At 42.1% G+C, this 26811-nt stretch carries 19 protein-coding genes and 2 tRNA genes; 4 read left to right on the forward strand and 17 right to left on the reverse strand.

What is annotated here, in order from left to right; genetic code table 11:
- The first annotated feature begins 117 nt into the window (after positions 1-117).
- Complete coding sequence (metH, locus tag BACSA_RS00115; RefSeq protein WP_013616099.1) at positions 118-2868, forward strand: methionine synthase; 2751 nt, start codon at positions 118-120, stop codon at positions 2866-2868.
- 60 nt (positions 2869-2928) lie between these two features.
- Here metH and BACSA_RS00120 read toward each other — a convergent pair whose 3' ends face one another.
- The 17 genes from BACSA_RS00120 to BACSA_RS19690 all read right to left on the reverse strand — a co-directional run bounded on the left by BACSA_RS00120 (position 2929) and on the right by BACSA_RS19690 (position 23060).
- Positions 2929-3663: a nucleotidyltransferase family protein gene (locus tag BACSA_RS00120; RefSeq protein WP_041583796.1), complete on the reverse strand. Its 735-nt coding sequence runs from the start codon at positions 3661-3663 to the stop codon at positions 2929-2931.
- A gap of 159 nt (positions 3664-3822) precedes the next feature.
- The gene (locus BACSA_RS00125; protein WP_013616101.1) at positions 3823-5241 is read right to left on the reverse strand and encodes a RapZ C-terminal domain-containing protein; all 1419 of its coding nucleotides are present in this window, start codon (positions 5239-5241) and stop codon (positions 3823-3825) included.
- Between the two features lie 16 nt (positions 5242-5257).
- Positions 5258-5596: a type II toxin-antitoxin system RelE/ParE family toxin gene (locus tag BACSA_RS00130; protein ID WP_013616102.1), complete on the reverse strand. Its 339-nt coding sequence runs from the start codon at positions 5594-5596 to the stop codon at positions 5258-5260.
- Positions 5586-5870, reverse strand: coding sequence for a hypothetical protein (locus BACSA_RS00135; RefSeq protein ID WP_013616103.1), 285 nt, complete (start codon positions 5868-5870; stop codon positions 5586-5588). The genes BACSA_RS00130 and BACSA_RS00135 overlap by 11 nt, the downstream gene beginning before the upstream one ends.
- Positions 5871-5976: 106 nt before the next feature.
- Positions 5977-6048: transfer RNA gene (locus BACSA_RS00140), tRNA-Glu, on the reverse strand.
- A 39-nt stretch (positions 6049-6087) separates the two neighbouring features.
- A tRNA-Glu gene (locus tag BACSA_RS00145) sits at positions 6088-6159 on the reverse strand.
- A gap of 526 nt (positions 6160-6685) precedes the next feature.
- Positions 6686-8056, reverse strand: coding sequence for a TrpB-like pyridoxal phosphate-dependent enzyme (locus tag BACSA_RS00150; RefSeq protein WP_013616104.1), 1371 nt, complete (start codon positions 8054-8056; stop codon positions 6686-6688).
- Between the two features lie 336 nt (positions 8057-8392).
- Positions 8393-8923: a hypothetical protein gene (locus tag BACSA_RS00155; RefSeq protein WP_013616105.1), complete on the reverse strand. Its 531-nt coding sequence runs from the start codon at positions 8921-8923 to the stop codon at positions 8393-8395.
- Between the two features lie 89 nt (positions 8924-9012).
- Positions 9013-9534 carry a hypothetical protein gene (locus BACSA_RS00160; RefSeq protein WP_013616106.1) on the reverse strand — a complete coding sequence of 174 codons (522 nt, stop codon included), beginning with the start codon at positions 9532-9534 and terminating at the stop codon, positions 9013-9015.
- Positions 9535-9633: 99 nt separating this feature from the next.
- The gene (hemW, locus tag BACSA_RS00165) at positions 9634-10767 is read right to left on the reverse strand and encodes a radical SAM family heme chaperone HemW (RefSeq protein WP_013616107.1); all 1134 of its coding nucleotides are present in this window, start codon (positions 10765-10767) and stop codon (positions 9634-9636) included.
- A gap of 127 nt (positions 10768-10894) precedes the next feature.
- Positions 10895-12148 (reverse strand): phosphoglycerate kinase, encoded by a 1254-nt coding sequence (locus tag BACSA_RS00170; protein ID WP_013616108.1) that lies wholly within the window; start codon positions 12146-12148, stop codon positions 10895-10897.
- Between the two features lie 161 nt (positions 12149-12309).
- Positions 12310-12507, reverse strand: a complete 198-nt coding sequence (locus tag BACSA_RS00175; protein ID WP_013616109.1) for a hypothetical protein — start codon at positions 12505-12507, stop codon at positions 12310-12312.
- Between the two features lie 6 nt (positions 12508-12513).
- Positions 12514-13890: an ATP-binding protein gene (locus BACSA_RS00180; protein WP_013616110.1), complete on the reverse strand. Its 1377-nt coding sequence runs from the start codon at positions 13888-13890 to the stop codon at positions 12514-12516.
- A gap of 21 nt (positions 13891-13911) precedes the next feature.
- Positions 13912-15816, reverse strand: a complete 1905-nt coding sequence (locus tag BACSA_RS00185) for an AAA family ATPase (protein ID WP_013616111.1) — start codon at positions 15814-15816, stop codon at positions 13912-13914.
- Position 15817: 1 nt separating this feature from the next.
- Positions 15818-19252 (reverse strand): Eco57I restriction-modification methylase domain-containing protein, encoded by a 3435-nt coding sequence (locus BACSA_RS00190; RefSeq protein WP_013616112.1) that lies wholly within the window; start codon positions 19250-19252, stop codon positions 15818-15820.
- Positions 19253-19263: 11 nt separating this feature from the next.
- Positions 19264-22533 (reverse strand): helicase-related protein, encoded by a 3270-nt coding sequence (locus BACSA_RS00195; protein WP_013616113.1) that lies wholly within the window; start codon positions 22531-22533, stop codon positions 19264-19266.
- A gap of 266 nt (positions 22534-22799) precedes the next feature.
- The gene (locus BACSA_RS19690) at positions 22800-23060 is read right to left on the reverse strand and encodes a hypothetical protein (RefSeq protein WP_144005160.1); all 261 of its coding nucleotides are present in this window, start codon (positions 23058-23060) and stop codon (positions 22800-22802) included.
- 55 nt (positions 23061-23115) lie between these two features.
- Here BACSA_RS19690 and BACSA_RS00205 point away from each other — a divergent pair, with 55 nt between their 5' ends.
- The 3 genes from BACSA_RS00205 to BACSA_RS19045 all read left to right on the forward strand — a co-directional run bounded on the left by BACSA_RS00205 (position 23116) and on the right by BACSA_RS19045 (position 26700).
- Complete coding sequence (locus tag BACSA_RS00205) at positions 23116-24438, forward strand: MATE family efflux transporter (RefSeq protein WP_013616115.1); 1323 nt, start codon at positions 23116-23118, stop codon at positions 24436-24438.
- A gap of 174 nt (positions 24439-24612) precedes the next feature.
- A complete protein-coding gene (gene ffh / locus BACSA_RS00215) occupies positions 24613-25938 on the forward strand; it encodes a signal recognition particle protein (protein ID WP_013616117.1) in 1326 nt (441 codons plus the stop codon).
- Positions 25939-26469: 531 nt separating this feature from the next.
- The gene (locus BACSA_RS19045) at positions 26470-26700 is read left to right on the forward strand and encodes a hypothetical protein (RefSeq protein WP_013616118.1); all 231 of its coding nucleotides are present in this window, start codon (positions 26470-26472) and stop codon (positions 26698-26700) included.
- Positions 26701-26811: the final 111 nt, after the last annotated feature.

Raw genomic sequence — 26811 nt, forward strand, 5'->3', positions numbered from 1 at the left:
TAGAAATGATTTTGAACACAGAGGCACGGAGGCACAGAGTTTGATACTTGGAGCTTTTTTATTAAGAAAAAACTCTGTGGCTTCGTGTCTCTGTGTTCAATCTTATAATAAGAAGCAATGAAAACAATACAAGAACAGATAAACGAACGTATCTTGGTGCTGGACGGGGCGATGGGAACCATGATTCAGCAATACGGACTGACGGAAGAGGATTTCCGTGGAGAACGGTTCCGCGAGGTGCCCGGCATGTTGAAAGGATGCAACGATGTGTTGTGTCTGACCCGTCCGGATGTGATAGCAGATATACATCGCAAGTATTTGGATGCCGGTGCCGATATTATCGAGACCAATACCTTCAATGCCACCCGTGTGTCGATGGCAGATTATCATTTGGAAGGGTATTGTGCGGAAATCAACCGTGAGGCGGCACGTCTGGCACGCCGGCTTGCCGATGAATATACGGCAAAGAATCCGGAGAAGCCGCGTTGGGTGGCAGGGTCGGTAGGCCCTACCAACAAGACCTGCTCGATGAGTCCCGATGTGAACAATCCTGCTTACCGTGCCCTGACCTTCGACGGGCTTGCCGGGGCTTATCTGGAACAGATGACGGCATTGCTGGAAGGTGGGGTAGACACGATTCTGATAGAAACCATTTTTGATACCTTGAATGCGAAGGCGGCTATCTGTGCCGCAGAACAGGCGATGGAGCGATGCGGCCGCAAGGTGCCTCTGATGCTTTCGGTCACGGTCTCGGATACGGGCGGACGTACCCTTTCGGGACAAACGCTTGACGCATTCCTGGCTTCGGTACAGCATGCCGATATCTTCTCTATCGGGTTGAACTGTTCGTTCGGTGCCCGTCAATTGAAACCATTTCTGGAGCAACTTGCCCGCCGCGCGCCTTATTATATCAGTGCATATCCCAATGCCGGGCTTCCCAATACGCTGGGACAATACGACCAGACTCCCGAAGAAATGGAGGGGGAAGTAAAAGAGTACATCGATGAGGGCTTGGTGAACATCATCGGTGGATGCTGCGGAACGACCGAAGCCTATATCCGGCGGTTTGCTTCGCTGGTGGAAGGCAGAAAACCGCATCAACGGGTCGATGCTTCGAAGTATTTATGGCTTTCGGGCTTGGAATTGCTGGAAGTTACGCCCGAAATCAATTTCGTCAACGTAGGCGAGCGGTGTAATGTGGCAGGTTCGCGTAAGTTCCTTCGGCTGATTAATGAAAAAAAATACGAGGAAGCTTTGTCCATCGCCCGCAAGCAGGTGGAGGACGGAGCGTTGGTGATTGACATCAATATGGACGACGGTCTGCTGGATGCCGCTCAGGAGATGACCACCTTCCTGAACCTCATCGCATCGGAACCCGATATCGCGCGCGTACCTATTATGATAGACTCGTCCAAGTGGGATGTGATACTTGCCGGACTGAAATGCGTGCAGGGCAAAGGCATTGTCAATTCCATTTCGTTGAAAGAAGGCGAAGCGGTCTTTATCGAACGTGCCCGTACCATCAAGCGTTATGGAGCGGCGGTTATTGTCATGGCTTTTGATGAGAAAGGGCAGGCGGATACCTACGAGCGGAAGATAGAAGTGTGTAGCCGCGCGTACCGGATTTTGACGGAGCAAGTAGGCTTCCGGCCGCAAGACATCATCTTCGACCCCAACGTGCTGGCGGTAGCTACGGGGATGGAAGAACATAACAATTATGCCGTCGACTTTATCCGTGCTACGGGCTGGATTCGGAAGAACTTGCCGGGAGCGCATATCAGCGGCGGGGTCAGCAACCTGTCTTTCGCTTTCCGGGGAAATAATTACATCCGCGAGGCAATGCATGCCGTGTTCCTTTATCATGCGATTGCGCAAGGCATGGATATGGGCATCGTCAATCCGGCATCTTCGGTGCTTTATACCGATATTCCTGCCGATATTTTGGAACGTATCGAAGACGTGGTGCTGAACCGCCGTGCCGATGCAGCCGAACGGTTGATAGAAATGGCGGAGAAGCTGAAGACGGAGAAAGAGAATGCCGGAGCCGTGCAAGGAGCAGAGACACATCTGGCGTGGAGAAACGGCACGGATGTAGATTCGCGTTTGCAATACGCATTGGTGAAAGGCATCGGCGATTATCTGGAAGAAGACTTGCAAGAGGCTTTGCATACATACCCCGATGCGGTGAGTATCATCGAAGGCCCGTTGATGGAAGGCATGAACCGGGTAGGGGAGCTGTTTGGTTCGGGCAAGATGTTTTTGCCTCAGGTCGTGAAAACGGCACGCACGATGAAGAAGGCGGTATCCATCTTGCAGCCTTACATCGAAGCGCAGAAGAAAGAAGGGGCGAAGAAGGCGGGCAAGGTACTGGTAGCTACGGTAAAAGGTGATGTGCACGACATCGGGAAGAATATCGTGTCGGTCGTGATGGCGTGCAACAATTACGAAATCATTGACCTGGGTGTGATGGTTCCCGCCGAGAAGATTGTAGAAACGGCGATACGTGAGAAAGTCGACATCGTAGGATTAAGCGGATTGATAACCCCTTCGTTGGAGGAAATGGTGCATGTGGTGCGCGAGCTCGACCGTGCCGGCGTGCATATTCCGGTGATGATTGGAGGGGCCACGACTTCAAAGCTTCATACGGCACTGAAGATAGCTCCGGTCTATCACGGGCCGGTAATTTATATGAAAGATGCATCGCTGAATGCTCCCGTTGCCGCCCGCTTGCTGAATCCGGCAACGCATGATGCTTTTGTAAAAGAATTGGCAGGTGAATATGAGGCATTGCGCGAAGGCAACAAAGAGAAACAAGTAAGACTTACCTCTCTGGAAGAAGCCCGGAAAAACAAGCTGGAGCTTTTTTAAATGAAGAATTAAGAATGAAGAATGAAGAATGCCATTCGGCTGAAGACAATTCTTCATTCTTCATTCAAAAAGTTTTTCCGCTTGCGCCAATGTTTCCGGTTTTCCGATATCTATCAGGTGAAGATTTTGTGCTATGTATCCACCGATGCGTGCTTCTTTGCAGGTTTGAAGATAGAAGTCGGTAATGGAAAATTTCCCGGTCCAATGCCCGTCCATGTAACGGAAGAGGGAAGGGGAGATAACGTGGATGCCGCTGAAGGCATACGCTTCGTGTTGTTCGGGATGATAGGTAAAACCGTTGGGCTTGGTTTGCAGGGTCTGTTTGTTTATCCAGCCGCAAAGGCGGGCATTGTCTTTATCGAACAACAAGTAGCGTGAGGTTTCCCGTTGGCTGACCAATAAGGTTGCATCGTTTGTGCTTTGCCGGTGATAATCGTATAAGGCTTTCAGGTCGGTGTCTGACAATATATCCACATTATGTACCAAAAAAGGCTCATTGCCGCTAAAGAAAGGAATGGCTTTCTTGATGCCTCCGCCCGTATCCAGCAATTCTTCTCTTTCATCGCTGATACGAACCGTAATGCCGAAGTTCTGGTGGGCTTGCAGGAAGCTGATGATTTGTTCGCCAAAGTGGTGGATATTGATGACGATTTCAGTAAATCCGGCTTGCTTTAGCTTTAGGATGACATGTTGCAGCATGGGAATTCCGTTTACAGGAACCAATGCTTTGGGTATCCGGTCGGTCAAGGGCTTGAGCCGGGTTCCCAGCCCGGCGGCAAATATCATGGCTTTCATGTTTAAGTAGATGTTGAGAATTAGTTATATCATCTGTCAGTTCAGAAACGCGGATTAACACGGATTTTCGCAGATGATTATTCTATTTATCTGTCCTTAATCTGCGTTAATCCGCGAAAATCTGTGTTTCGAATAGTATCATTTATTTTGTATACTTACTTAGTATTTGTAAGTGATATTTTGTTCGCGGTGGTTCACTTCTACGTTTGCTCCGAATTTTTCGTGGATATGCTGTGCCACATGTTCGGCTGCATAAACCGAGCGGTGTTGTCCGCCTGTACATCCGAAACAGATGCTCAGGTGGGTAAAACCTCTTTCCAGAAAGCGTTGCACATGGGCGTCGGCCAGTGCGTATACGTGTTCTAAGAAGGTCAGTATCTCTCCGTCTTCTTCCAGGAACCGGATAACCGGCTCATCGCGTCCGGTCAGTTGCTTGTAGGCATCGTATTTGCCCGGATTGTGGATGGCACGGCAATCGAATACATATCCGCCTCCGTTTCCGGACGGGTCTTCCGGAATCCCTTTCTTATAGGAAAAGCTCATGACCCGCACCGTAAGCTTGCGCTTGTTCAGTTCGGTGGCATATACGGGAAGCCTGGTTAATTGTTTCAGCACTTTGCATAGGTAAGGATATGCCGGAAAATCCTCTTCCAATAATTGGTCCAGGTTTCCGATGGCATACGGGATGCTTTGCAGGAAGTGTGGCTTCTGTTCGAAGTAACCACGGAATCCGTAGGCACCCAATACTTGTAAGGTGCGGAAGAGGACGAATTGCCTTAATTGTTCTTTGAAATGAGATTCGGATAGAGGGCAATAAGCTTGAAGTACCTCCAGATATTCATGTATCAGTTCATTTCGTAGTTCTTGCGGAAATCGGGCTTTGGCTTGCCATAGGAAAGAAGCCACATCGTAATAAACGGGTCCTTTCCGTCCGCCCTGAAAGTCGATGAAGTAAGGTTTCCCTTCCCTTATCATCACATTACGGCTTTGGAAGTCGCGGTACATGAAGGTGGAGAACGTATCGGCAAGCAATACTTGCGTCATGTTTTCGAAATCGTCTTCCAGTAAATTTTCCTGAAAGTCAATGCCCGTGGCTTTTAGGAAGCAATATTTGAAATAATTCAAGTCCCACAGGATGCTGCGCCGGTTGAATTCAGCTTGCGGGTAGCAGACGGAGAAATCCATGTCTTCCGCTCCTTCGAATTGTATGCGTGGAAGTAGGCGGATGGTTTGTTTCAATAAAGTTTTTTCAGTTTCGTTGAATATGCCTGTATTCCTTCCTTGCTTAATGGCTTGAAACAATGAGGTGTCTCCCAAGTCTTCTTGCAGGTAAGCCATAGCGTCATCGGTTTGGGCATAAACGTGCGGAACGGGCAACCCTTTTGCCTCGAAGTGTTGTGCCATGTACAAGAAAGCACGGTTCTCAGCTTCCGATGTGCCGTATACGCCTATCAGTTGCGGGTTTCCTTTCAGGCGGTAATAATTGCGGTTAGAGCCTGCGCCAGCCAATGGTTCGATGTCTTCGGGGAGATGTCCGGTATATGTTTGGTACAGTGTTTGTATGTTTTCTTGATGCATAAGTCGTATAGGTGTTTCAGAGTCCGTTTTGTGCAAGGATGGCTTTCAATTCGGCATCGGTCAGGTTTTCACATTCGGATTTGTCGTATAATGTGAGCAGCAATATATCTGCTTTATCTGATGTAACAAGTAAGGTCAGTGTAATGACTCTTGCCCCACCGCTTTTACCTTTCCCTTTCGAAGTAATAGACATTCTGATTTTGTGTAGTCCTTTACCTAGATCAGTTCCTTGAAATGGATTCTCATGTAATGAAGCAACAAGCAGATTTACGTCTTCTTTTAAAGACCGGTAACGTTTGCTGAGGCGTTTGAGTTCTTTTAGGAAATAGGGAGTCGGTTTTACATTATAGTTCATGATATACTTCTTCCCATGTTTGTAGTTGCAATTTTCCATCTTTATATTGCTTTGCTTCTTGGCAAGCTTGATTGAATCCTTCTTTCAGTTCTTCTTTCGTGCGATAGGGCACAATGTCTTCTGCCAATGTATCAGTAGCGGTAAGGGGCTGTGCTTTCTCCTTTTGGATAGCAAGTTTCCTGATATAGTCCAATGCTTTCTTCATGCAGTTTTCATCATCGGCGATGTAACTCAACTGGCGGAACAGTTCCGCATTGATGCTTTTGGTACTCATGTGGGTATCTCCTTCTCCTTATTTATATATGCTTTCCGGCAAAGGTAGTGAAATTTTTCCTGAATAAAAAAAGAGTTACCCGATTTCTCAGATAACCCTTCTTAGGTAGCCCGTGGGAGAATCGAACTCCCCTTTCAAGAATGAAAATCTTGCGTCCTAACCGATAGACGAACGGGCCATCTTTCTTTTCTGCCTTGGCAGATGTCGTTTTTGGAAGTAGCCCGTGGGAGAATCGAACTCCCCTTTCAAGAATGAAAATCTTGCGTCCTAACCGATAGACGAACGGGCCATCCTTTGTCGTGTTGAGAAGGTGTTTCTCGAACACGGGTGCAAAGGTACGCATTATTTTTGAATTTGCAAGCGTTTGCGGTGTTTTTTTTGATAAAAGCCCACATTTTGCCATTAAGTACCTATGTTTGCAGAACGAAGATATGCTTCATGGGCAATATCAGATAACTGCTATGGCTTGAGGAGATAACTGAAACGGCAAGGTAATATATCTTCGGTTAGCGCATCATGGTTTCAGAAGCTGTTTTGAATTTATCGTGCGCTGATTTGGGATGAGTTTTTGAGGCATTTTCGCTTCTGTGATGAGGAAGATAGCGGGCTATCTGACGAAGAACAGAAGCGGAAAGAACCAAAAAATCGCCCAAAGCACACACGAAAACGAACACATCAAGCCAAGAAAAACTTTTTGGAGAAATTCAAAACAGCTTCTCAGTTGGTTGAAGGCATTCATTTATATGCGCGGATAAAAAAATGTGCTAATGCATAGGAGGTTTATTCCCGCATTAGCACATTCCTATATTCCCACATTATTTATTCAGTTCATTCACTTCTGCCAGGCTCTTGTTTATTTCCTCATCGCTCAGGCTATAATTGGTGAGATTGCCTGCCAAGTATTGGTCGTAAGCGCTCATGTCGATCAAGCCGTGTCCGGAGAGGTTGAAAAGAAGCACTTTCTCTTCGCCGCTTTCTTTGCATTTCAATGCTTCATTAATGGTGGCAGCGATGGCGTGGCATGATTCCGGTGCCGGGATGATGCCTTCTACTTTGGCGAAAAGGCAGCCGGCTTTGAACGAATCCAATTGTTGGATGTCGACGGCTTCCATGAGGTTGTCTTTTATCAGCTGCGATACGATGACACCAGCTCCGTGATAACGCAAGCCTCCGGCATGGATGTTGGCAGGGGTAAAATTGTGTCCCAATGTGTACATCGGAAGCAGCGGGGTATATCCGGCTTCGTCTCCATAGTCGTATTCGAATTTGCCTCGTGTCAGTTTTGGGCATGATGCCGGTTCGGCTGCAATGTATCGGGTTTTCTTTCCTTCCAGGATGGTGTGCCGCATGAACGGGAAAGCGATGCCGCCGAAGTTGGAACCTCCGCCGAAGCAGGCGATGATGGCATCGGGATATTCGCCTGCCATTTCCATTTGCTTTTCGGCCTCCAGTCCGATGATGGTCTGATGGAGGGTGACATGGCTTAATACAGAGCCTAAAGTATATTTGCAGTTAGGTGTCGTGCGTGCCAGTTCTACTGCTTCAGAAATAGCTGTACCCAGTGAACCTTGGTGGTTAGGGTATTTGGTCAGGATGTCTTTTCCTGCGCGGGTTGACATGGAAGGTGAAGGAGTCACCTGTGCGCCGAAAGTCTGCATGATGCTGCGCCGGTATGGTTTCTGCTCGTAGCTGATTTTTACTTGATATACGGCAGCTTCCAGTCCGAATACGTTGGCTGCATACGACAGGGCTGCTCCCCATTGTCCGGCTCCTGTTTCGGTTGTGATATTGCTTACTCCTTCTTTTTTGCAATAATAGGCTTGTGCCAGTGCCGAATTCAGCTTGTGCGAGCCGATTGGGCTGACACTTTCATTCTTGAAATAAATGTGGGCAGGGGTGTCTAATGCTTTTTCCAGTCCGTATGCACGTACCAGCGGGGTGCTCCGGTAGTATTTGTACATGTCGCGCACTTCATCGGGTATCTCGATCCATGTATCTGTTTGGTTCAATTCCTGCTGGCAAAGTTCTTTGGCGAAGATAGGGTAAAGGTCTTCGGGTTTGAGCGGTTCTTTGGTAGCAGGGTTTAAGGGAGGCAGCGGTTTGTTTATCATATCTGCCTGAATGTTATACCAGAAGCGTGGTATTTCGTCTTCGGGTAAGATGAATCTTTTCTGTTTATTGCTCATAATGACTTACATTTTTAAACGTTTTGCCAAAAATAGGTAAAAAAGTGAAACTATGCAACCTCTTTTACGAAAATTTCTTCCAGAGGGGGCTAATCTTGTTCAATCGTCCACCCAAAGCAGGTCGCTCATGATGCTGTCGGATATGAAAATACCTTGTTCGGTAAGCTTCAGGAAATCGCCGGTCTGTTGTAAAGTATGTTGTTGTATACTATATGCGGTATAGATTTGTGCATTTTCTCACCACAGAGGTACACAGAGTCTTTTGTTTTTTCTGTGGTACTCTGTGGTGAATAGTTATGTTTCATTAAAATGCACAATTTCATACCGCGCAAAGTATTAATACTTCAAGTCCACAAATGGAATTCCAAATAGGATAGGTACATAAAATCGGTTTTTTAATCCTGTTTCTGTTTTGATTACTTTGGCTTTTGAAATGTCATACTTAACACCTTTATATTGTTTATAAATAGCATACATTTCTTCATCTGTTAGCAAGGTCTTTTTCCCTTTAGGAAGCCAAAAACATACGTATTTTACAATTCCAGTTTCATCAAAATATGATTTGATACGGATATTCTCTCCTTTTTCCAATTCTTGCATTCGTTGTTTTGTAAAAGTCCTGTTGTTTATTAATTCTTGAAATGGTTTTACTTCGTTGTCTTGGTGCCAATTCAGATTTCCATGATAGGCACTTAAGTCTAATAGCCCTTCACCTTTTTTTAATATTTCGTTAGTTTCTTGTTTGGGAAAGAAATAAGTGCTTCCTGTTTCTGAAATTTGGCAAGTAAAATGCTTTGTATCTGTTTGAGCTGTTAAACTGGTGGTACATCCTATTAGCAGGAGCAATGTCGTGAATAAGTTTTTCATTGTTTTGCTTTTTATGTAATTTGATAATCCTTTGGGTGTTATAATCGTTTTTGTTTTCCGGCGGTAAATGAACGGAGCAAGGAGGCTGGTTAATACTTCAAATCTTCAAATGGAATCTCAAAGAAATCAGAACAATAAAATTGAGTTACAATTCCTTTATCGTTATATGCTTTGCAAAAGGATATGTCATATTTTATCCCCATATATGCTTGATAGATAGCATATAGTTCTTTGTCGGTTAATGAAGTGGTGACATTAGTAGGAAGCCAAAATTCGACATATTTGATTATTCCACTTTCATCAAAGTAGGGACATATACGTATGTTGGCATTCTTTTCCAATTCTTTCATTCGTGTTGAGGAGAATATGTGTTGATTAATCATTTCTTGAAAAGGTTTGACATAAACATCTTTATGCCATGGTATTTCTTTATCGTAGCCTAACCAATCTAAAGTAGCTTCTCCTTTTTTCAAAATTTCATTCGTTTTTTCTTTAGGTGTAATAAGAGTTCCTCCTCCTTTTGCCGGTTGGAAGATAAAATGTTCAGTTTCAGTTTGAGCAAATAAGATGCTGTTTAATGCGATAAATAATATGAATAATTGCAATTTCATAAGTCGTTTTTTATAATTAATCAGTGCTTTAGGGAGGAAACCGCTAATGTATTAATACTTCAAGTCTTCAAATGGGATTTCAAGTAGCATAGTCTTGTTTCAATCTTCTACCCAAAGCAGGTCGCTCATGATTCCGTCGGATATGAAAATACCTTGTCCGGTAAGTTTCAGGAAGCCATTGGTCTGTTGCAGGGTATGTTGTTGTAAATGGGGTGTGGCAAGGTGGATACAATAATCGTATAGTTTTTCTCCGAAACCGGTCTTGAGCCTGGTCAGGGACATGCCCCACATGGTGCGCAGGCTGGTAATGATAAAATCGTTGTAGCGGGTGTAGAGGTCGAGCTCTTCTTTTTCAAAATCAGGCTTATGGTTTTCGATGCCTGTTATGTATTTTTCAAGCGATGCGATGTTCCATTGGCGTGACGTGCCGTTATATGAATGGGCAGAAGCTCCGCATCCTAGGTATGTTTTGCCTGTCCAATAGCTGGAGTTATGGCGTGAATATTTGTCGGGCAGGCAGAAGTTGGATATCTCATAATGTTCGTATCCGGCGTTTTTCAGTGTATGAATCAGTTCGGAGAATAGGTTTACGCTCAAGTCTTCGTCTATTTCGTTTACCCGATGCTGTTCGCGGAGTTTCCAGAGGGGTGTTCCTTCTTCGTAAATCAGGTGGTAGGCAGAGATGTGTTCGGGATGCAGGGTGACGGCTTGCTTTAGGTCGGCTTGCCATGTGGCGAGTGTTTCTCCCGGCAATCCGTACATCAGGTCGATGCTGATATTTCCGAAACCAGCTTCCCGGCAGTTCCAGAATGCCTCCAAGGCTTGTCGGGCATTGTGCCGGCGTTGCAGGACAGACAGGGTGGCATCGTTGAATGTCTGTATTCCCATGCTCAGGCGGTTGAAGGGGAAGTGCCGGAGCATCCGGATATAGGTGGGGTGTAAATCGTCCGGATTGGCTTCGATGGTGATTTCGGCATCGGGGCGGATGCTGTAATGATGATATAGGGTGTCGAACAGTGCTTCGAAATGTTTCTCCTGCAATTGTGAAGGTGTTCCTCCGCCCATGTAGACGGTCTCGATTTCTTCATCTTCAAGATAATCTTTCCGTTGTTCCAGTTCAGCGCATAATGCTTCGATGTATCGGTCTGTCTGTCCGCTTTGGGTCGTCGAAAAGAAATCGCAATAGATGCACCGCCGTTTGCAGAAGGGGATGTGTAGATAGATGCCTGCCATGAAAAAAGTAAAAAATTGTCATTCTGAACGAAGTGAAGAATCTCGTGTACATCTGTGGATGTGAGATCCTTCGCTTTGCTCAGGATGACAATTCTATAATATAAGTGTTATTTTTATATTCTTACCATTATTCGCCACAGATAGCAGCTACACCCGGCAATACTTTGCCTTCGATGGCTTCCAGCAATGCACCGCCACCGGTAGAGATGTAAGATACCTGGTCTGCCATGCCGAACTTGTTGATGCAGGCTACAGAGTCGCCACCGCCAATCAATGAGAACGCGCCGTTCTTGGTAGCTTCTGCAATGGCTTCTGCAATGGCTTTCGAACCGCCTGTGAAGTTATCGAATTCGAATACGCCGGCAGGACCGTTCCACAGGATAGTCTTGGCATTTACGATAGCGTCTCTGAATGCCTTGCGGCTTTCGGGACCTGCATCCAAGCCTTCCCAACCTTCGGGGATATCGTTAGCCGGGCAAACTTGTGTGTTGGCATCGTTCTTGAAGTCATCAGCTGCGATACAGTCGGTACCCAATACCAGGTTTACACCTTTTTCTTTTGCTTTCTTGATGATGTCGAGAGCCAGGTCGAGCTTGTCATCTTCGCAGATAGACTTACCGATCTTGCCGCCTTGAGCCTTAGCGAAAGTAAATGTCATACCGCCGCACAGAATCAGGTTGTCTACCTTATCCATCAGGTTTTCGATGATACCGATTTTGGTAGAAACTTTCGAACCACCCATGATAGCGGTGAACGGGCGTTTGATGTCTTTCAATACGTTATCAACGGCTTTCACTTCTTTTTCCATCAGGTAGCCCAGCATCTTGTGGTCTGCATCGAAATAGTCGGCGATAACGGCTGTAGAAGCGTGTTTGCGGTGAGCCGTACCGAATGCGTCCATCACGTAGCAGTCTGCATACGAAGCCAATGTCTTGGCGAAGTCTTTCTGGCGTGCCTTCATTTCTTTCTTAGCGGCTTCGTAAGCAGGGTCTTCTTTTTCGATGCCTACGGGTTTGCCTTCTTCTTCGGGATAGAAGCGGAGGTTTTCCAGCAACAATACTTCGCCCGGTTTCAAGGCTGCGGCTGCATCCTGTGCTTTGGCGCAGTCGGGAGCGAACTGAACCGGAGTGCCCAGAGCTGCTGATACAGCATCAACAATCTGGCTCAACGAATATTTGGCGTTTACTTTGCCTTTGGGCTTGCCCATGTGCGACATGATAATCAAGGCACCGCCGTCAGCCAAGATTTTCTTCAAGGTAGGCAGAGCGCCACGGATACGAGTGTCATCGGTAATCTTACCATTTTCGTCCAAAGGTACATTGAAGTCCACGCGGACGATTGCCTTCTTTCCGGCAAAGTTGAATTTGTCAATAGTCATCATAGTCTCAATATTTTTTGTTTAAAGTGTTTGCTTTTTCAGATGCACCGCAAAGTTAAGAAAAAAAACTATCCGACATGTATTTCACCCGATTATTTTCTGCCTCTTTGTTATTTTGTTTTAAAAAAGGCAGGGTATGAGTTCGTAAGTAATGTCGTCTCCCGCTATTGCTCCGCCGGATTGTTGCGGCGTTCTGCGTCAGGTTGCGTGGAGGTTTCCTGCTGTAAGGATAAGCTTTTATCCTCAAAGTCGTACAAGTCATCGTAGGTATTTTCTCCCTTGATTCTTTCAAGCTCGTCTTGAAAGCGTTCCCATGCCATCAAATCCTCGTGCCAGCTTTCAAATTCTTCCAAATCGTCCATAATCCTTTATTCTATAATTTGCCAATATCCTTGTTTCCTGCCTCCTACACGTTTCAGTAAGCCAAGCTCTTGAAGGCGGGAAAGATTGTACTTTACACCATCCTCTGTAATGTTAGAAAGGCTTTCGCTTATCTCTTTTCGGGTCGCTTCCGGATGTCCTTTTAAGAATGACAGTATAGCTTGTTGTTGTTCCGTCATATTTTGTATGGCCTTTTGGGTAGTCTTTTGGGTAGTCTTTTGGGTAGTTTTCTGGCCGCTCTGTATAGTTGCCCTTTCCGGGTACTCAAACTTAAAAGTTGTCCATATACCTGAAGCGTCATAGCGGAACTCCGGCGTAGAGAAACCATCATTCTTACAAGCCATTATGATACGCTCAATGCCGCGTCCCCATGCCTCAATCTCACCTGCACGGAAGAATGTGTTGGCAATATCTGGGTTATAAGGCATACTCCGATGAGAAGACAATAAGGTTTCCACCGTCCATCCTTCAGGTAATACTCCACCATTTATTATCTCCAATTTGTTTTCATACACGCGGATTTGAATGGGAGAATGTTCTGCGTAGTCTTTGTTGATGCAGGCATTTAATAACGCCTCACGCAAAGCCTCACGAGGTATCGGCAATGTCTCTATCCGTTGGATGCCCTCGTAGGTAATGATTGCTTTCATATATTTGGTACACAGTAAGTCCATCAGCTTCACAATTTGCTGGAACAGATTACCATGCACTTCATCTTGATATACCAAATCCATGCCTTCACGGAAGAAGCCGACCTTTACAAACGCTCCGGTTACGTATTGTTCCGGGTCGGGATGGAACAACAAAGCGGCAGCGCGTTTTAGATAATTGCCTTCATAGAGCCGCAGTTTCTCCAACAATCCGTGATTGTCGTCCATCAAGTCCGCATCCTCCATGCGTCCACTCCGCTTGGCATACTTGCGGAACAAATCGAATGTGGCGTTATCCAAGTCTTTCGTTTTCAGATAAGGTACAGGCACACCGTCCCAAGTCTTGCCCTGCTTGCGAAGCATGAAACGGTCGAGTGCAGCCCCTTTCAGTTCCTGATTGGTTGCACCGCTTCGCTGGTAATACTTCCCACGAAAGCTAATAGGATAAGGATAAGCATCCGTCACAATCTCCAGATATTGCTTTTTGTCCTTTTCTCTCAGATTGACTTCCACCAAGATACCCATCATGTCGCGCACCTTGTTCGGGATGTCCTCCATCAACTTCTTGGCATCCTGTACACCGCACACTTCACCATTATCGCGCAGTCCTATATACAGCGTACCACCTTGTGCATTGGCAAAGCCACAAATCCATTTCTGGTATTCGTCACGCCAAGATTCTTTGAACTCTATGTTTTGGGATTCAAGAATCATAACATTTTCGTTTTATAAGATTTAGAGGTCATCTTTGATGAAACGACCATGATCTTTGAGTATATCCAAAAGATTTATTGTAGAATCTGCTCTGTATTTGTCACAGTATTGTGTATATGCATCATATATAGAATCATAAGATTCTTCTGGATTTACATTAATATGTTTACCTGCGTCTATTATTTTATAAACCACACATTTTGTATAATATGATATTCTCTTAATTCCATTATATTCAACTATATTAAGATTTCGGCTTCTCATATCTATACAGATTGTTATGGGACGTCCATCGTCTGCTATTAATTCTATACCCAATTCGCGATTAATTTTAATTGATTTCTTCCCATTTACTATTTGTTCCAGTTTTGACAATATCTTCATTATAGATAAAATTTCATTACCATATATTGGAGAAGATACATCGTAATGAGAAACTGAATTAAGTATATTGTCCTTATATAGTTTTAAATTATTAAATTCCTTAAAATCAATAGATTCTTTTTTGCAATAATCATTCAAGCTCATTATTCTATCATTTAAAGACGTATCCACAGTTTTACCAGTTCTAGTATCTTTCATCTTTAACAATGAATCTGGATATAATTTACTCAATATGCCTTCACACCATTTTCTTAGTCTCTGTCCACAAGCGGGATAATCATGCATTATATAATATTCTCTTGCTTCCAATTCTGCATCTTTCTCTTCTATGAAAACAGGATAAGGATTACATTTCTTAAAGTCTATAGAATTATCTCTATCATGCATATAAATGCCACCACAAACCCAGTTGTCTTGCAATTTATTCAAACAAATATATTTCTTAAACGAAGTAAACAAAAGCCTATCATGAGTAAACACATATAATCGATATTTCGGAGCAGCCACGCCAAATAGATATTTAATAACCTTCATGCGATTACTCATATCAAGACTAATAAGCATGTCATCTAGTGCCATAAATCTACCATTAGAAGCTGATATGATATCTAGCAGAGAAAAACGAACTGATAACGCTATAGCTGTTAGTTTAGCTTCATTAAAATACGTTTGTGGCTTTTTAATTGGCTTATATGTGCCCTCTATGTCTTCTTCAACTTTAAGAATAATTGACGGTTGTAGAATATCTAAACCGATATTTTTTTGTTCCCAAGCACCAGCGACATTAATATGTCTATACCGATAATCGCATCTTAACCAATATGATTTATCTGGTGATGGAACTTCATCAAGGTTATTATCAAATTCTAATGTTAGCCTTAGTTTACGCTCATCATTATTTCGGAAATTTTCATTATATATTACTGATGCATTTTTGTTTATTAAATTAACTACATACTGTGTTTCTATATTGAATTTATCTATTCTTTTTTTATATGAATCTTCTAACTGATTATTTCTGTAAAACCGAATGCCTTTCATTACATCATCATAAATATTTCCAATGTATTCAGCATTATCACGTGTTAATACAAATGGTAATATATCTTTGATGAACACAGGGAACAAATCAATGTATTCTGAATTACGAAAACTAAAAGTCCGAAACAGAAACTTGTGATTGATGAAAACACATTCTGCATTCATATCTCTTAATGGAGATATTGGTTGATGCGGAAATTCTTCATATCCTTTTTTTGACAAACGATATTTTGTCTCGCTTCCTTCGAGTTCAATCTCTATATATGGTTCCGCAGTTGTGGTATCTTTGTTTACTATACTTTCTGGAGAGTTTTTATCAAAGTAGATTGCTCCTTTATCATGATATTGACTTTGTAAAAGGGCATGTAACGCATAGTAAATAGAAGATTTTCCACTTCCATTTTCACCGTACATGAGTAGATTTTTCCCATTAAGAACTAATTCAAATTCTTTTGGAAAGGCTTTAAAGCCGTCTATTCTTATTTTTGATATTGCTGCCATATTAATGTTGTATTATCGGTTTCAAAATCTCAGGACTACGTGAAACAAAAAGTTTTAAGCGTGTTCTTATTGGATTATCTGTCATAAATATGCTACTGTGTACTGCTATGATTGTATTAATTACATCATCTTCCTTGAGATCTTTTATAGGTTTAAGAAATGAAGGGAGATAAGTCATAATATCTATGCCCCTTTCTTTCATGTGTTCTCTGAAAAATAATTCGTAGATGCATCCGTCTATAATTCTCTCAAAAAGATCTATAAATAGAACATTCATAGAGGAAATAGGCTGTGGCATATTATTTCCTTTAAGGACAGCCATATAATCATAAAGTATAGATAATATATTTTGTTCTTCTTGAGTCGCTTTAGGTATATACAATTTTCTTACGTTTGCAGGTTTCACTTCTGCAAATGTTCTCCCTTCTTCTTGCGTTAGCTTTTTGTATAGGTAATCAGTCAATGTTGAGTTTAGTACAGTTGAAAGATATTTGTAGGTATATTCGCTTGTATTCTTCTTAAAAACCAATATGCTATTTAGTACATAAAATCCTTTTTCGTCATACACACACCGTATTGAATCCGAAGTCTGGCGCATAATTATTTTAGGCTCTTCGAATAATAATGGATATCTATTACGACCAAGAGCATACCATGGTAGAATGCCTTTTCTTGATTCACTTCTTTGCATCAATTTGTCCTTGTAAGTTCCTAAATAGGTTTCAGCAAAAGGATAATCCTGTATATTGGTTTCACGGGTCGTATAAATCAAATATTCATATTTATAACTAATAGAATAGGAGTCAATATCACCTCCAACAAGAATGTTACGAATTATACTTTCTTCTATGTGAAATTTATCAATAACGGATCGATTAATTTTAAAAATTTTATCTCCTCCAGTTGATATACCACTTGCCATTTCTTCTGCGATAGAATCAATAGAAACTCCTTGTTCTCTTATTGTCCCTAATATTCTAATATCCTCATTAGATAAACCTACTACATAAGCTGGGACTGATTGGATTAAAGTGGATGACGTGCTTTCTATATTTTTATCCCATTCTATATCATGAATATTACACATCCTATAATCAGAATAGGCAATATCATATATTTCTTTATGTTGCACTTTCGATACGAAAATGCATGTAGGTACATCTGCATTTTCAAAAGTATTATCTCCTAAATTTATAGCACGAACCAACTGATGCCTGAATAACAGCAAAGAGCGTGTTTTTTCGTTTTCGTTTTGAAAGAACATGTTATTAGGAACGATATAAGACACTACCCCAGTATTTCTTGCCAATCTAAAAGCTAAGGAAATGAAATAACAATAGCTTTCGGGTGTACGCATGTGTACATCTGAATAACGGGCTTTCAGTACATTCTTTTCTGCAGTAGAGAATGATGCTCCGTAAGGAGGATTACCTATAATTATGTCAAAACCTATAAATTCTCCCTCTTTATTTAAAAGCTGCGGAAACTCGAATCTCCATTCAAATGAATCCTTATACAATTTATTACTTTCTATCGTTGTCTGTTCTTTTTCAAGCTCTTTCAGTTTAGCTTTAAGCTTTACAAGACCTTTTTTTTCTTGTTCGGTACGTTCGAAAAGTGAGGGGGAATCCAAATCAATGATTTTACTTTTCAGTTTTCTTAATTTAGAACGCTCTCTATCGGTTAATTCTGAACGAAACACCCTTTTTATGCAATCAATGGTTTCTTTCAAATGTTGTTTTGTGATATGGCTGGAAGTAGTAGCGTAATTTACTACTAATTGCTTATATCTTTCAAGTGATAATTGGTCTTTTGCATCACAAGTTTCATTATAGAAATCAAAGATTGCTTCTAAAGATTCATCTATATCATATCGGTTTAACAATGAGTTGCCACACATTATTTTATAATCTAAATTTGGCAGTGGCTGAGGTGAAACTTCATCTACTACCAGTGCTAGCCAAAAGCGCAATCGTGCAATATCTACAGCACCTTGCTCTATATCGACACCAAAGATGTTATTCTGGATAATATCTAGTTTAGTTTGTGTCGAATCAAAACTCTTATTAGGTTCTGCATGTGATTGCAAATGATGAATAGCATAATACAAAACGTAAAGAATACCCATAGGAAAAGCACCTGAACCAATTGCAGGATCACACACTTTCACATCTTTGAGTAATTGCATTAATCGAGAAGCCACAGTTTTTGTTTGAAGTATTGGCATTACAATTCCATCATTTATCAATCGCTCTATCGGTTCTGCATATTGCTCATTTAGTTCATGAGTTTTTAAATATTGAATGACACTTTGGCGGCACATATACTGCACAATTTCCTTCGGTGTATAAAACGCTCCTTTATCTTTGTTGTCTTCCAAAAGATTCTCAAAGATATGTCCCAACATCTCGGGGTCAATACCCACCTCGCTATCATCCGGATCGTTTTCATCTATAGTAAAATTATACATGGAAAAGAAATCCATTAGTTCCTTAAAATAAGAGTATGGAAAATCTATATCCAGTTTGTCTATGCTGTCTTTCTCGAACAGACCACCGTTGAGGTATGGGATTTTGATATTCTCACCCAAACGAGTATCAGCAATATCCCCTTCCCGTTTTTCATTCAACGTATTAAAAAACAAGACTTCGAGAACATCGCTTAATATGCGGTCATTCCCTTCATAATGTTCAATCAAACGACTGAGGTAGTTTTTATCTCCACCTTCCCAATCTGAACGAGAGGCGGGGACGCCCATCCAACCCTTCTTCTGGAGGAATTGTAAAAAGACCAAACGCCCAAGCAGCTTCTTGACATAATCCCGATTTTGTTTGGTGTCAGCAAGTAGCTTAAGAAAATTGGAATATTGTGCTTTATATCCTGCAAAGAAATCTTTATTAAGACGTTCTACAGAAAAAGCTTCCGTTACATCAGCCAAATAGACGGAACCTTTTTTCTTTTTTGTGATAAGTTCATACAGACGGTTGGAAGCTGTTCTGCACGGTTCGTTCTCTCCCAATAGGAAAGTATATCTTTTAGGGGCAGTCTCGGATTTTATTAATTCTCCGTTTTCGTTGAAAGAAGATTGTTTGGCTATATAAGTTAACCGGTAGTCCGCAACATCCTTCGAATGATAAAAAGCTAAAACTCCATGAATGATAGATTGGTCAATAGTTTGTGCTGCGATGTCGCGCAAGCCTTTGCGGTTGCGATTAATAAGCACCTTGTCCGAAACCTCAAATGTGTAAATAGCCAAAGAGCGTCCGTCATCTAAACGAATACTACCTACTTGTCCACCACTCTTAACCAACGTATGAGATACTTGGTTTATATGAGAAAAGATTTCAACTTTAGGAAACATTTCTCTTAAGATGCCAATCCACTGCTCGAAATCAAACTTGGCAGATAACTTATTTCTTAATTCAACTGATGTCATTCTTATACAGATTAAAGATTAAAACTTTCGGAGATAATAATTTCCGGTATTAATTCTTTCACATATCGTTCTTTGCTTATCGCTTGCGCCTCAAAGTTATTCAACTCGACATGTTCAAGCGGATAAGAAGTTATTATTTTCATTAGTCGTTCTAATAATACGACTGTTTTCACAGGTGCTTTCTTGGCTGCATTTTGTAATTTATTAATGTCTCGTTGCAACTGTTGGAATTTTCCTGTTGAAATGGCACGCTTAGCTTTTTCTATTAAATCGACCTCTTCATCGGTGATGTTAGGAACATGCACAAACCCGTCAAGATAAGACAACGCTTTTTTCTCATTGGGACCTTGATTGGTAACTACTTTCTTAGTAACAGCTTTTGCCTCTTCTTCTTTTTCTGAGAATACTTCTATCGCTTTTGCCACTTGCTCATGATGTTTGTCATGCAAGGGGATTGCCTTCTCTTCTATTCTTGCTTCAAATTCTTTTACCGCTTCTAAAAAAGTCAGTTCTTCGATGCTGCCGTCTTCACGAATAAAAGTAAATGCATCTCTTCTTTTATTACGAATGAAAACAATGGTACTCATCGGAATAAGTTTGCTCTTTCTGCCTACACGCGCTCTTAAAGGCATCTTGTTTATCCGCTTTATCAAATCGGGATTCTCTTCTTTCAGTTGTCTTAACCACATCAGATAGCGTAGCTTTTCATCCCTTTCCTCATCCACATTCTTGTCAAACAATCCAAAACTTTCAGGACTCTCATCTGTGGAATAAATTTGGCTGTCTTCGCCCAAGGCTGCATGGAAAGCAAACAGTTTCATCTTTGCTTTTTTCTCCAATTCAATATCATTATTGACTTTGGCTGTTGGGAAGAAGTTAAAGATATGCACTTCTTTTGCAGTACTTCCAATACGGTTTACACGACCGATACGCTGCATCAGCCTTGTAGAGTTCCAAGGTGTATCGTAATTGACAATGACATTAGCGCGATGCAAATTAACTCCTTCTGCCAAGACCTCAGTCGAGATGACTATATTATAATCATTCTTTTTCTCGCCTTTGTAGTTGGCATCGAAGTTAGCTTCAAGAGCAGGCATTTTATCGTTCCGGTTATCACTCTGAACGGTCAAGACGCGATTGAACCCGTTTGCTCTTAACGCATCAGACAAATATTGGGTAGTTTCTTTACTCTCTGAAAAGATGACAAGTTTTCCTTCTTGATTAATGGATTTATCAAACAGTTTACCTTTCATATATTCATTGATAAAGATATCCAGTTTGGGGTCGTAAGTTACCTTATCCCATGCCTCTACTAATTCTTTTAATATTTGTCCGTCTTGTTTCAATCCATCTATAAAGATTGTTTCAAAATCTTCAGGGGTACAGACCTCAATAGTCGGATCGGTGTATTGTGCCTCTTCTATCTGTCGGATGAGTTCATCTTCCCGTCCTTCGCTTAACAATTCATTGACTTTTAAGTTAGGAGCAATGTATATCACTCCTTTTTCAAACATATCAAGCATTACTTTATTAGCCTGATAGTATCTTTTTAGAGATTGTTTAAATGCATAGAAACTGCTGTCTATTCGCTTGACGAGTAATGTTTTCATGATACCTGCCAACTGAATAGAAATCAAGTCTGCTTTCTTATATTTATCTTTTTTAGGAGGAAGCAAATACTTTATGGCTTGATAGCGATAGTATTTCAACGTGCCTTTTTCTTTCCCTTTTAAATATCTGATAGTTTTATCATACAATTCCTCCAATTCTGTATCAAGCTGATAATAAATCTTATGCGGAGCTTTTACATCCGGAAAATGAACATTCTGCTTTTCCAAGTCTTTTCGGTAAGCCTCATTTTCCATTAAGTCTGTACGGGTGCGACGCACAGTCAATGGCTCCACTACCTTAACGCGAATCTTTTCGTAGATTGCTTTTACTTCCTTAGAGATTAATTCTATATCTTTCAGGTCTTTTGCTTTCCTGTATTTGTCGATTTGCTCACGGAAAAAGCGCTGTAGATTGCCTTCTTCCAACGTACTGTCTTTGGAATCCTGAAACAGGTAAACCAAGTTGGCAATATCTTCCGGTTTATTATTCAACGGAGTTGCAGATACAAGTATCACTTTCTTGTCATGCAGACTCCCGTCGGCATGCAATGTTTTGGTTTTGCATAATTTCTGTAACTCATTATACATGGAGGCTGTATCGCTTCTGAATTTATGGGCTTCATCAACGATAACCAAATCATAAAGTGACGGATTCTTTAACTTATGTAGGCTTCCGTTTGTGATAATCTTATAATTGTCCAGCTTAAACTCAGTCATTGTTCTTTCCCAGCCTTCTTTAAGAGCCGGCGGAACAATAATCAATGTATGAGAGCGATGCATTGGGAATCCGTTGGCAAAGAAAAATTTCTTGGCAATGAGAGCTGAAACAATGGTTTTCCCCAATCCGACTACATCGGAAAGAAAGAATCCATTGTGTTTCATCATTTTGGAATAGCCATCATTTACAGCATCAATCTGATAAGATAATTTCTTATATCCTTTAGGTAAGTCTGACACAGAGTTTGGGTCAAAATCTATACTTTTGCCAAAGTATTCCAATAGAAATTTCAAATAAACTTCGTATGGTGTAAAATCGGTGTTCAAATAGGATTCCGTCTTAATCTTTTCGATATGAGAAATATCAATCTCAACCGATTCAGCCCATAATCTTTCAAATGTTTCTGTAGCAAACTGAATATCATCATCATATCTTAGCTCTACATTAAACTCAAAGTTTTTTTCAAGACCTGCTTCTGTCAAGTTGCTTGATCCTGTGATAACCGATCCATAACCATGTGGATGATATACTTTTTCGCGGAAAATATAGATTTTAGCATGTATGTTTTGCTTAGGATGAATGCGCATTTCAATCCTGCCAGATACAATATCTTCTATAAATTGATACATCCCATCCTCTACTTCTTTATCATACTTAGCTTCTTGGATATTCTTTTTTATTTCATTAAAAAACTCCTCTTGCGATTGCTCTCTGTTAGGATTAAAAAGCAAACCCTGTTGATTAGCCTGATAAGTCAGCTTATCTACATTGATGCCAACCAATATACGAATGTGGGGAGTTTGTTGTATAAACTTCCTTATACGGAAATATCCTGATGCACGGAAATATCCGACCAATGCATCAAAGAAATGTACTTTTTTATATTTGAATACACCTTCTATTTTTTCAAGAAGGGTATTTTCTTTCTCATTTGTGAAGAAGTTTGTCCCCATTGTTATTTACGTAAAATAATAAAATCTATAGAATCAACATATTCAGTCATCTTCATCAACATCTCCAATGAGGGGTTAGCCGTATTGGAACGCCAACATGAAACGGCTTTTCCGTTCTTTCCTAACTGTCTGCCCCGTATTTCATTCATATTACAAAGTATGCGATGATAGATTAACGCTATCTGCAAAGATAATGATTTATCTTAAGAAGTCGTAAGGTAACTCAGATTTTATATCCAGTGAGTCCAAAATCTTCGGGAACAGTTTTATGATATATGTGCCGGATATTCCTTGGAACGAAGGGGTATGTTTCTTTTCTCAGCTTGTTTCATTTTATATTCCACGCCGTGGAATGTATGTTCCAGCCCATGGAATGTATGTTCCAGCCCATGGAATATACATTCCAGCCCATGGAATATAAAAGAAGTATAAGTGCGCAGGCGATTGCATATACTTGCGCGGACAAATGCAGATAGTTGGAAAGGCAATTGCAGGCAGATGTGGGGGAGGATTAGGAAGGTACACATAAAAGATGTATCTTTGTACGCTTTTTGAAAAGAATATATCATCAAACAACCTGTTATGTACTCGAACAAAGAAATATGGAACGTGACTTATCCCATTTTCTTGGGATTGCTGGCACAGAATGTCATCAACGTGACCGATACCGCTTTCTTAGGGCACGTGAGCGAAGTGGCTTTGGGGGCTTCGGCTATGGGCGGACTGCTGTATATCTGCATTTATACGGTAGCTTTCGGGTTCAGTGTGGGCTCGCAGATACTTATCGCGCGGCGTAACGGCGAGGGGAATTACCATGCTATCGGCCCGATTATGTGGCAAGGTTCCGCCTTCAGCTTCGCCATGGCGGTGGTGCTATTGGGGCTGATGTACGGGTTTGCCGAGCCGTTGATACGCCTGTTGATTACGTCCGATAATATCTATCATGCTACGTACGAGTTCTTTACGTGGCGCATTTGGGGCTTCCTCTTTGCTTTTGTCAACGTGATGTTCCGCGCGTTGTATATCGGCATCACGCAGACCAAGGTGCTTACGATGAGTGCCGTAGTGATGGCGGTCGTTAATGTCGTGCTCGATTATGTATTGGTGTTCGGCAAATGGGGATTCCCCGAAATGGGGGTGCGCGGAGCCGCGCTGGCATCTGTGATAGCCGAGGCGTCTTCGCTGGCCTTTTACCTTATATATACTTATGCGAAAGTGGATCTCCGTAAGTATGCCTTGCACCGTTTCGGGCGGTTCGATTGGAACATGGTGGTGCGCATTCTGCATATTTCCTGTTTCACGATGGTACAGTATTTCCTTTCCATGGCTATCTGGTTCGTGTTCTTCATGGCGTTGGAACGGTTGGGCGAGCGCCAGCTTGCCATTGCCAATATTGTGCGGAGCGTCTATATTGTGCTTTTTATTCCGGTGCAGTCGCTTTCTACTACGGCAAATACCTTGGTCAGCAACCTTATCGGTTCGGGTGGGGTATCGAAGGTGATGCATCTGCTTCACCGCATCGCCCGTATGTCGTTTTATATCATGGTGGTTTGTGCCGCGTTGTGCGTGATATTCCCTCATGCCATTCTTTCGGTATATACGAACGAGCCGGAGCTGGTGCGGGAATCCATCCGTGCCTTGTATGTGGTGTGTTTCGCCATGCTGATTTCGGCGCTTTCCAATGTGTATTTCAATGGCATTTCCGGTACGGGAAACACGCAGGCGGCATTGGTCCTCGAAATCGGCGTGCAGGTGTTTTATGCCCTCTATATCATTGTGGTCGGCATGATTATCCAGGCTCCGGTAGAGATTTGTTTCACGACAGAGGTGATTTACTATGCCCTGATGTTGGCGTTTAGCTTGCTTTATTTGAAAAAAGCGAAATGGCAGAACAAAAAGATTTGATGCTCTGCAAGTTTTTTACTACTTTTGCAACCGCGTTTTTGAATGGAACACAGAGACACAAAGACACAGAGTCTTTTTATAAGAATACTCTAAAAAATGAAAAAATAAAAACTCTGTGCCTCCGTGCCTCTGTGTTCCATGACATTATAGATAAACTATAACCAATAACATACTATGTTCGATAATTTAAGTGAAAGGCTTGAGCGTTCGTTCAAGATATTAAAAGGTGAAGGTAAAATCACCGAAATCAATGTAGCGGAAACGTTGAAGGACGTGCGTCGTGCTTTGCTCGATGCCGACGTAAACTATAAGGTGGCAAAGAACTTTACCGATACGGTGAAAGAGAAGGCCATGGGACAGAACGTGCTGACGGCGGTCAAGCCGAGCCAGTTGATGGTGAAGATTGTCCACGATGAGCTGGCGAAGCTGATGGGAGGCGATACCATCGAACTGGATTTGAAGGGCCGTCCGGCGGTTATCCTGATGTCGGGCCTGCAAGGTTCGGGTAAGACTACGTTCTCGGGCAAGTTGGCGCGGATGTTCAAGACGAAGAAGAACCGTAAGCCGTTGCTTGTGGCGTGCGACGTATATCGTCCGGCTGCGATTGAGCAGTTGAAGGTGTTGGGTACGCAAGTAGAGGTGCCTGTATATAGCGAGCCTGAAAGCAAGGATCCGGTACAGATTGCGAAGAACGCCATTCAGGAAGCTAAGGCAAAAGGGTATGATTTGGTCATTGTCGATACGGCGGGCCGTTTGGCGGTTGACGAGCAGATGATGAACGAAATCGAAACCATTAAGAATGCGATTACTCCGGATGCGACGCTCTTTGTGGTGGATGCGATGACCGGACAGGATGCGGTAAATACGGCGCGTGAATTTAACGAGCGTCTCGACTTTACCGGTGTTGTATTGACCAAGCTGGATGGCGATACCCGCGGCGGTGCGGCATTGTCTATCCGTACGGTGGTCAATAAGCCGATTCTGTTTGTAGGTACAGGCGAGAAACTGGATGCGGTTGATTTGTTCCATCCGGCACGTATGGCAGACCGTATTCTGGGTATGGGTGACATTGTCTCGTTGGTTGAGCGTGCGCAGGAACAATACGATGAGGAAGAAGCCAAACGCTTGCAGAAGAAAATCCAGAAGAACCAGTTCGACTTCAATGATTTCTTGAGTCAGATTCATCAAATCAAGAAAATGGGTAACTTGAAGGAACTGGCTTCGATGATACCGGGGGTAGGCAAGGCCATCAAGGATATCGACATCGATGACAATGCATTCAAGAGCATTGAGGCGATTATCTATTCGATGACTCCCGAAGAACGTACCCGTCCCGAGATATTGAACGGAAGCCGCCGCAATCGTATTGCCAAAGGTAGCGGTACCAGCATTCAGGAAGTGAACCGCCTCTTGAAGCAATTCGACCAGACCCGCAAGATGATGAAGATGGTGACAAGCAACAAGATGGCAGGGATGATGCAGAAGATGAAGCGGAAATAAGTCGTTCGCATACAGAGACACGGAGGCACAGAGATGTTATTCAAAAATGATATCTCTGTGCCTTTGTTGTTTGAAATGATTGATAAACAGAAACTAATAAAACATCTTTTTTATAAGCAAAGAAATGGTGCTTTTTAAGAACCTGATAGAATATTACTTTATTGGAAAATTTAAACAGGCTCTAATGATTTTATTAATTTATTAGCAGGTGAAATATAAAAATCGAAGAAAAGAGTGTTTTGAATAGATTTTTTGTTACTTTTGCATCGGACACTTCATTTGTCTCAGACATACAAGACACATTAAAAAAATAAGAGGCGTTATGCTTATCTCTTGCGAATGAAGATTTAGAAAATTTTCAATGCGAACAAGGGTAGCATAGTGGTTCTCATGCTATAGCGTGGGCTACTGCTATTACATCTGTTCGCATGGGTTTCTTAAGATTTTCATTCAAAGACGAGGTAGCATTGCAGTTCACGCTTCAGGGGTGATGGTGGTCTTTGTGAACTGGAGGACCTGATTTGTAGAGGTATGAAGTCTATAGGCAGTCTGATTAAAGAAGAATTAGAAAAACAAGAGCGTAGTGTCAGTTGGTTTGCACGTAAATTAGCTTGTGACCGTTCCAATGTCTACCGTTTATTTCAAAAAGAAAGTATTGATACGCATTTGCTTGCTCGAATTTCGCTTATTTTGAATCGTGATTTCTTTTCCGAATTGTCTGCGGATATACATTTGTCTGATTCAGAAGAAAATACAGATTGACCTTGAATTTTGTTGCAATATTTGCATCACAGCTGTGTCAATCCTGCATCGCTAGTTTACCGTTAATGTTTTATATTTACTTTACCTTTGTTGAAGTAATTTAAAAACATA

Source organism: Phocaeicola salanitronis DSM 18170 (genome assembly GCF_000190575.1).
Classification (GTDB): domain Bacteria; phylum Bacteroidota; class Bacteroidia; order Bacteroidales; family Bacteroidaceae; genus Phocaeicola; species Phocaeicola salanitronis.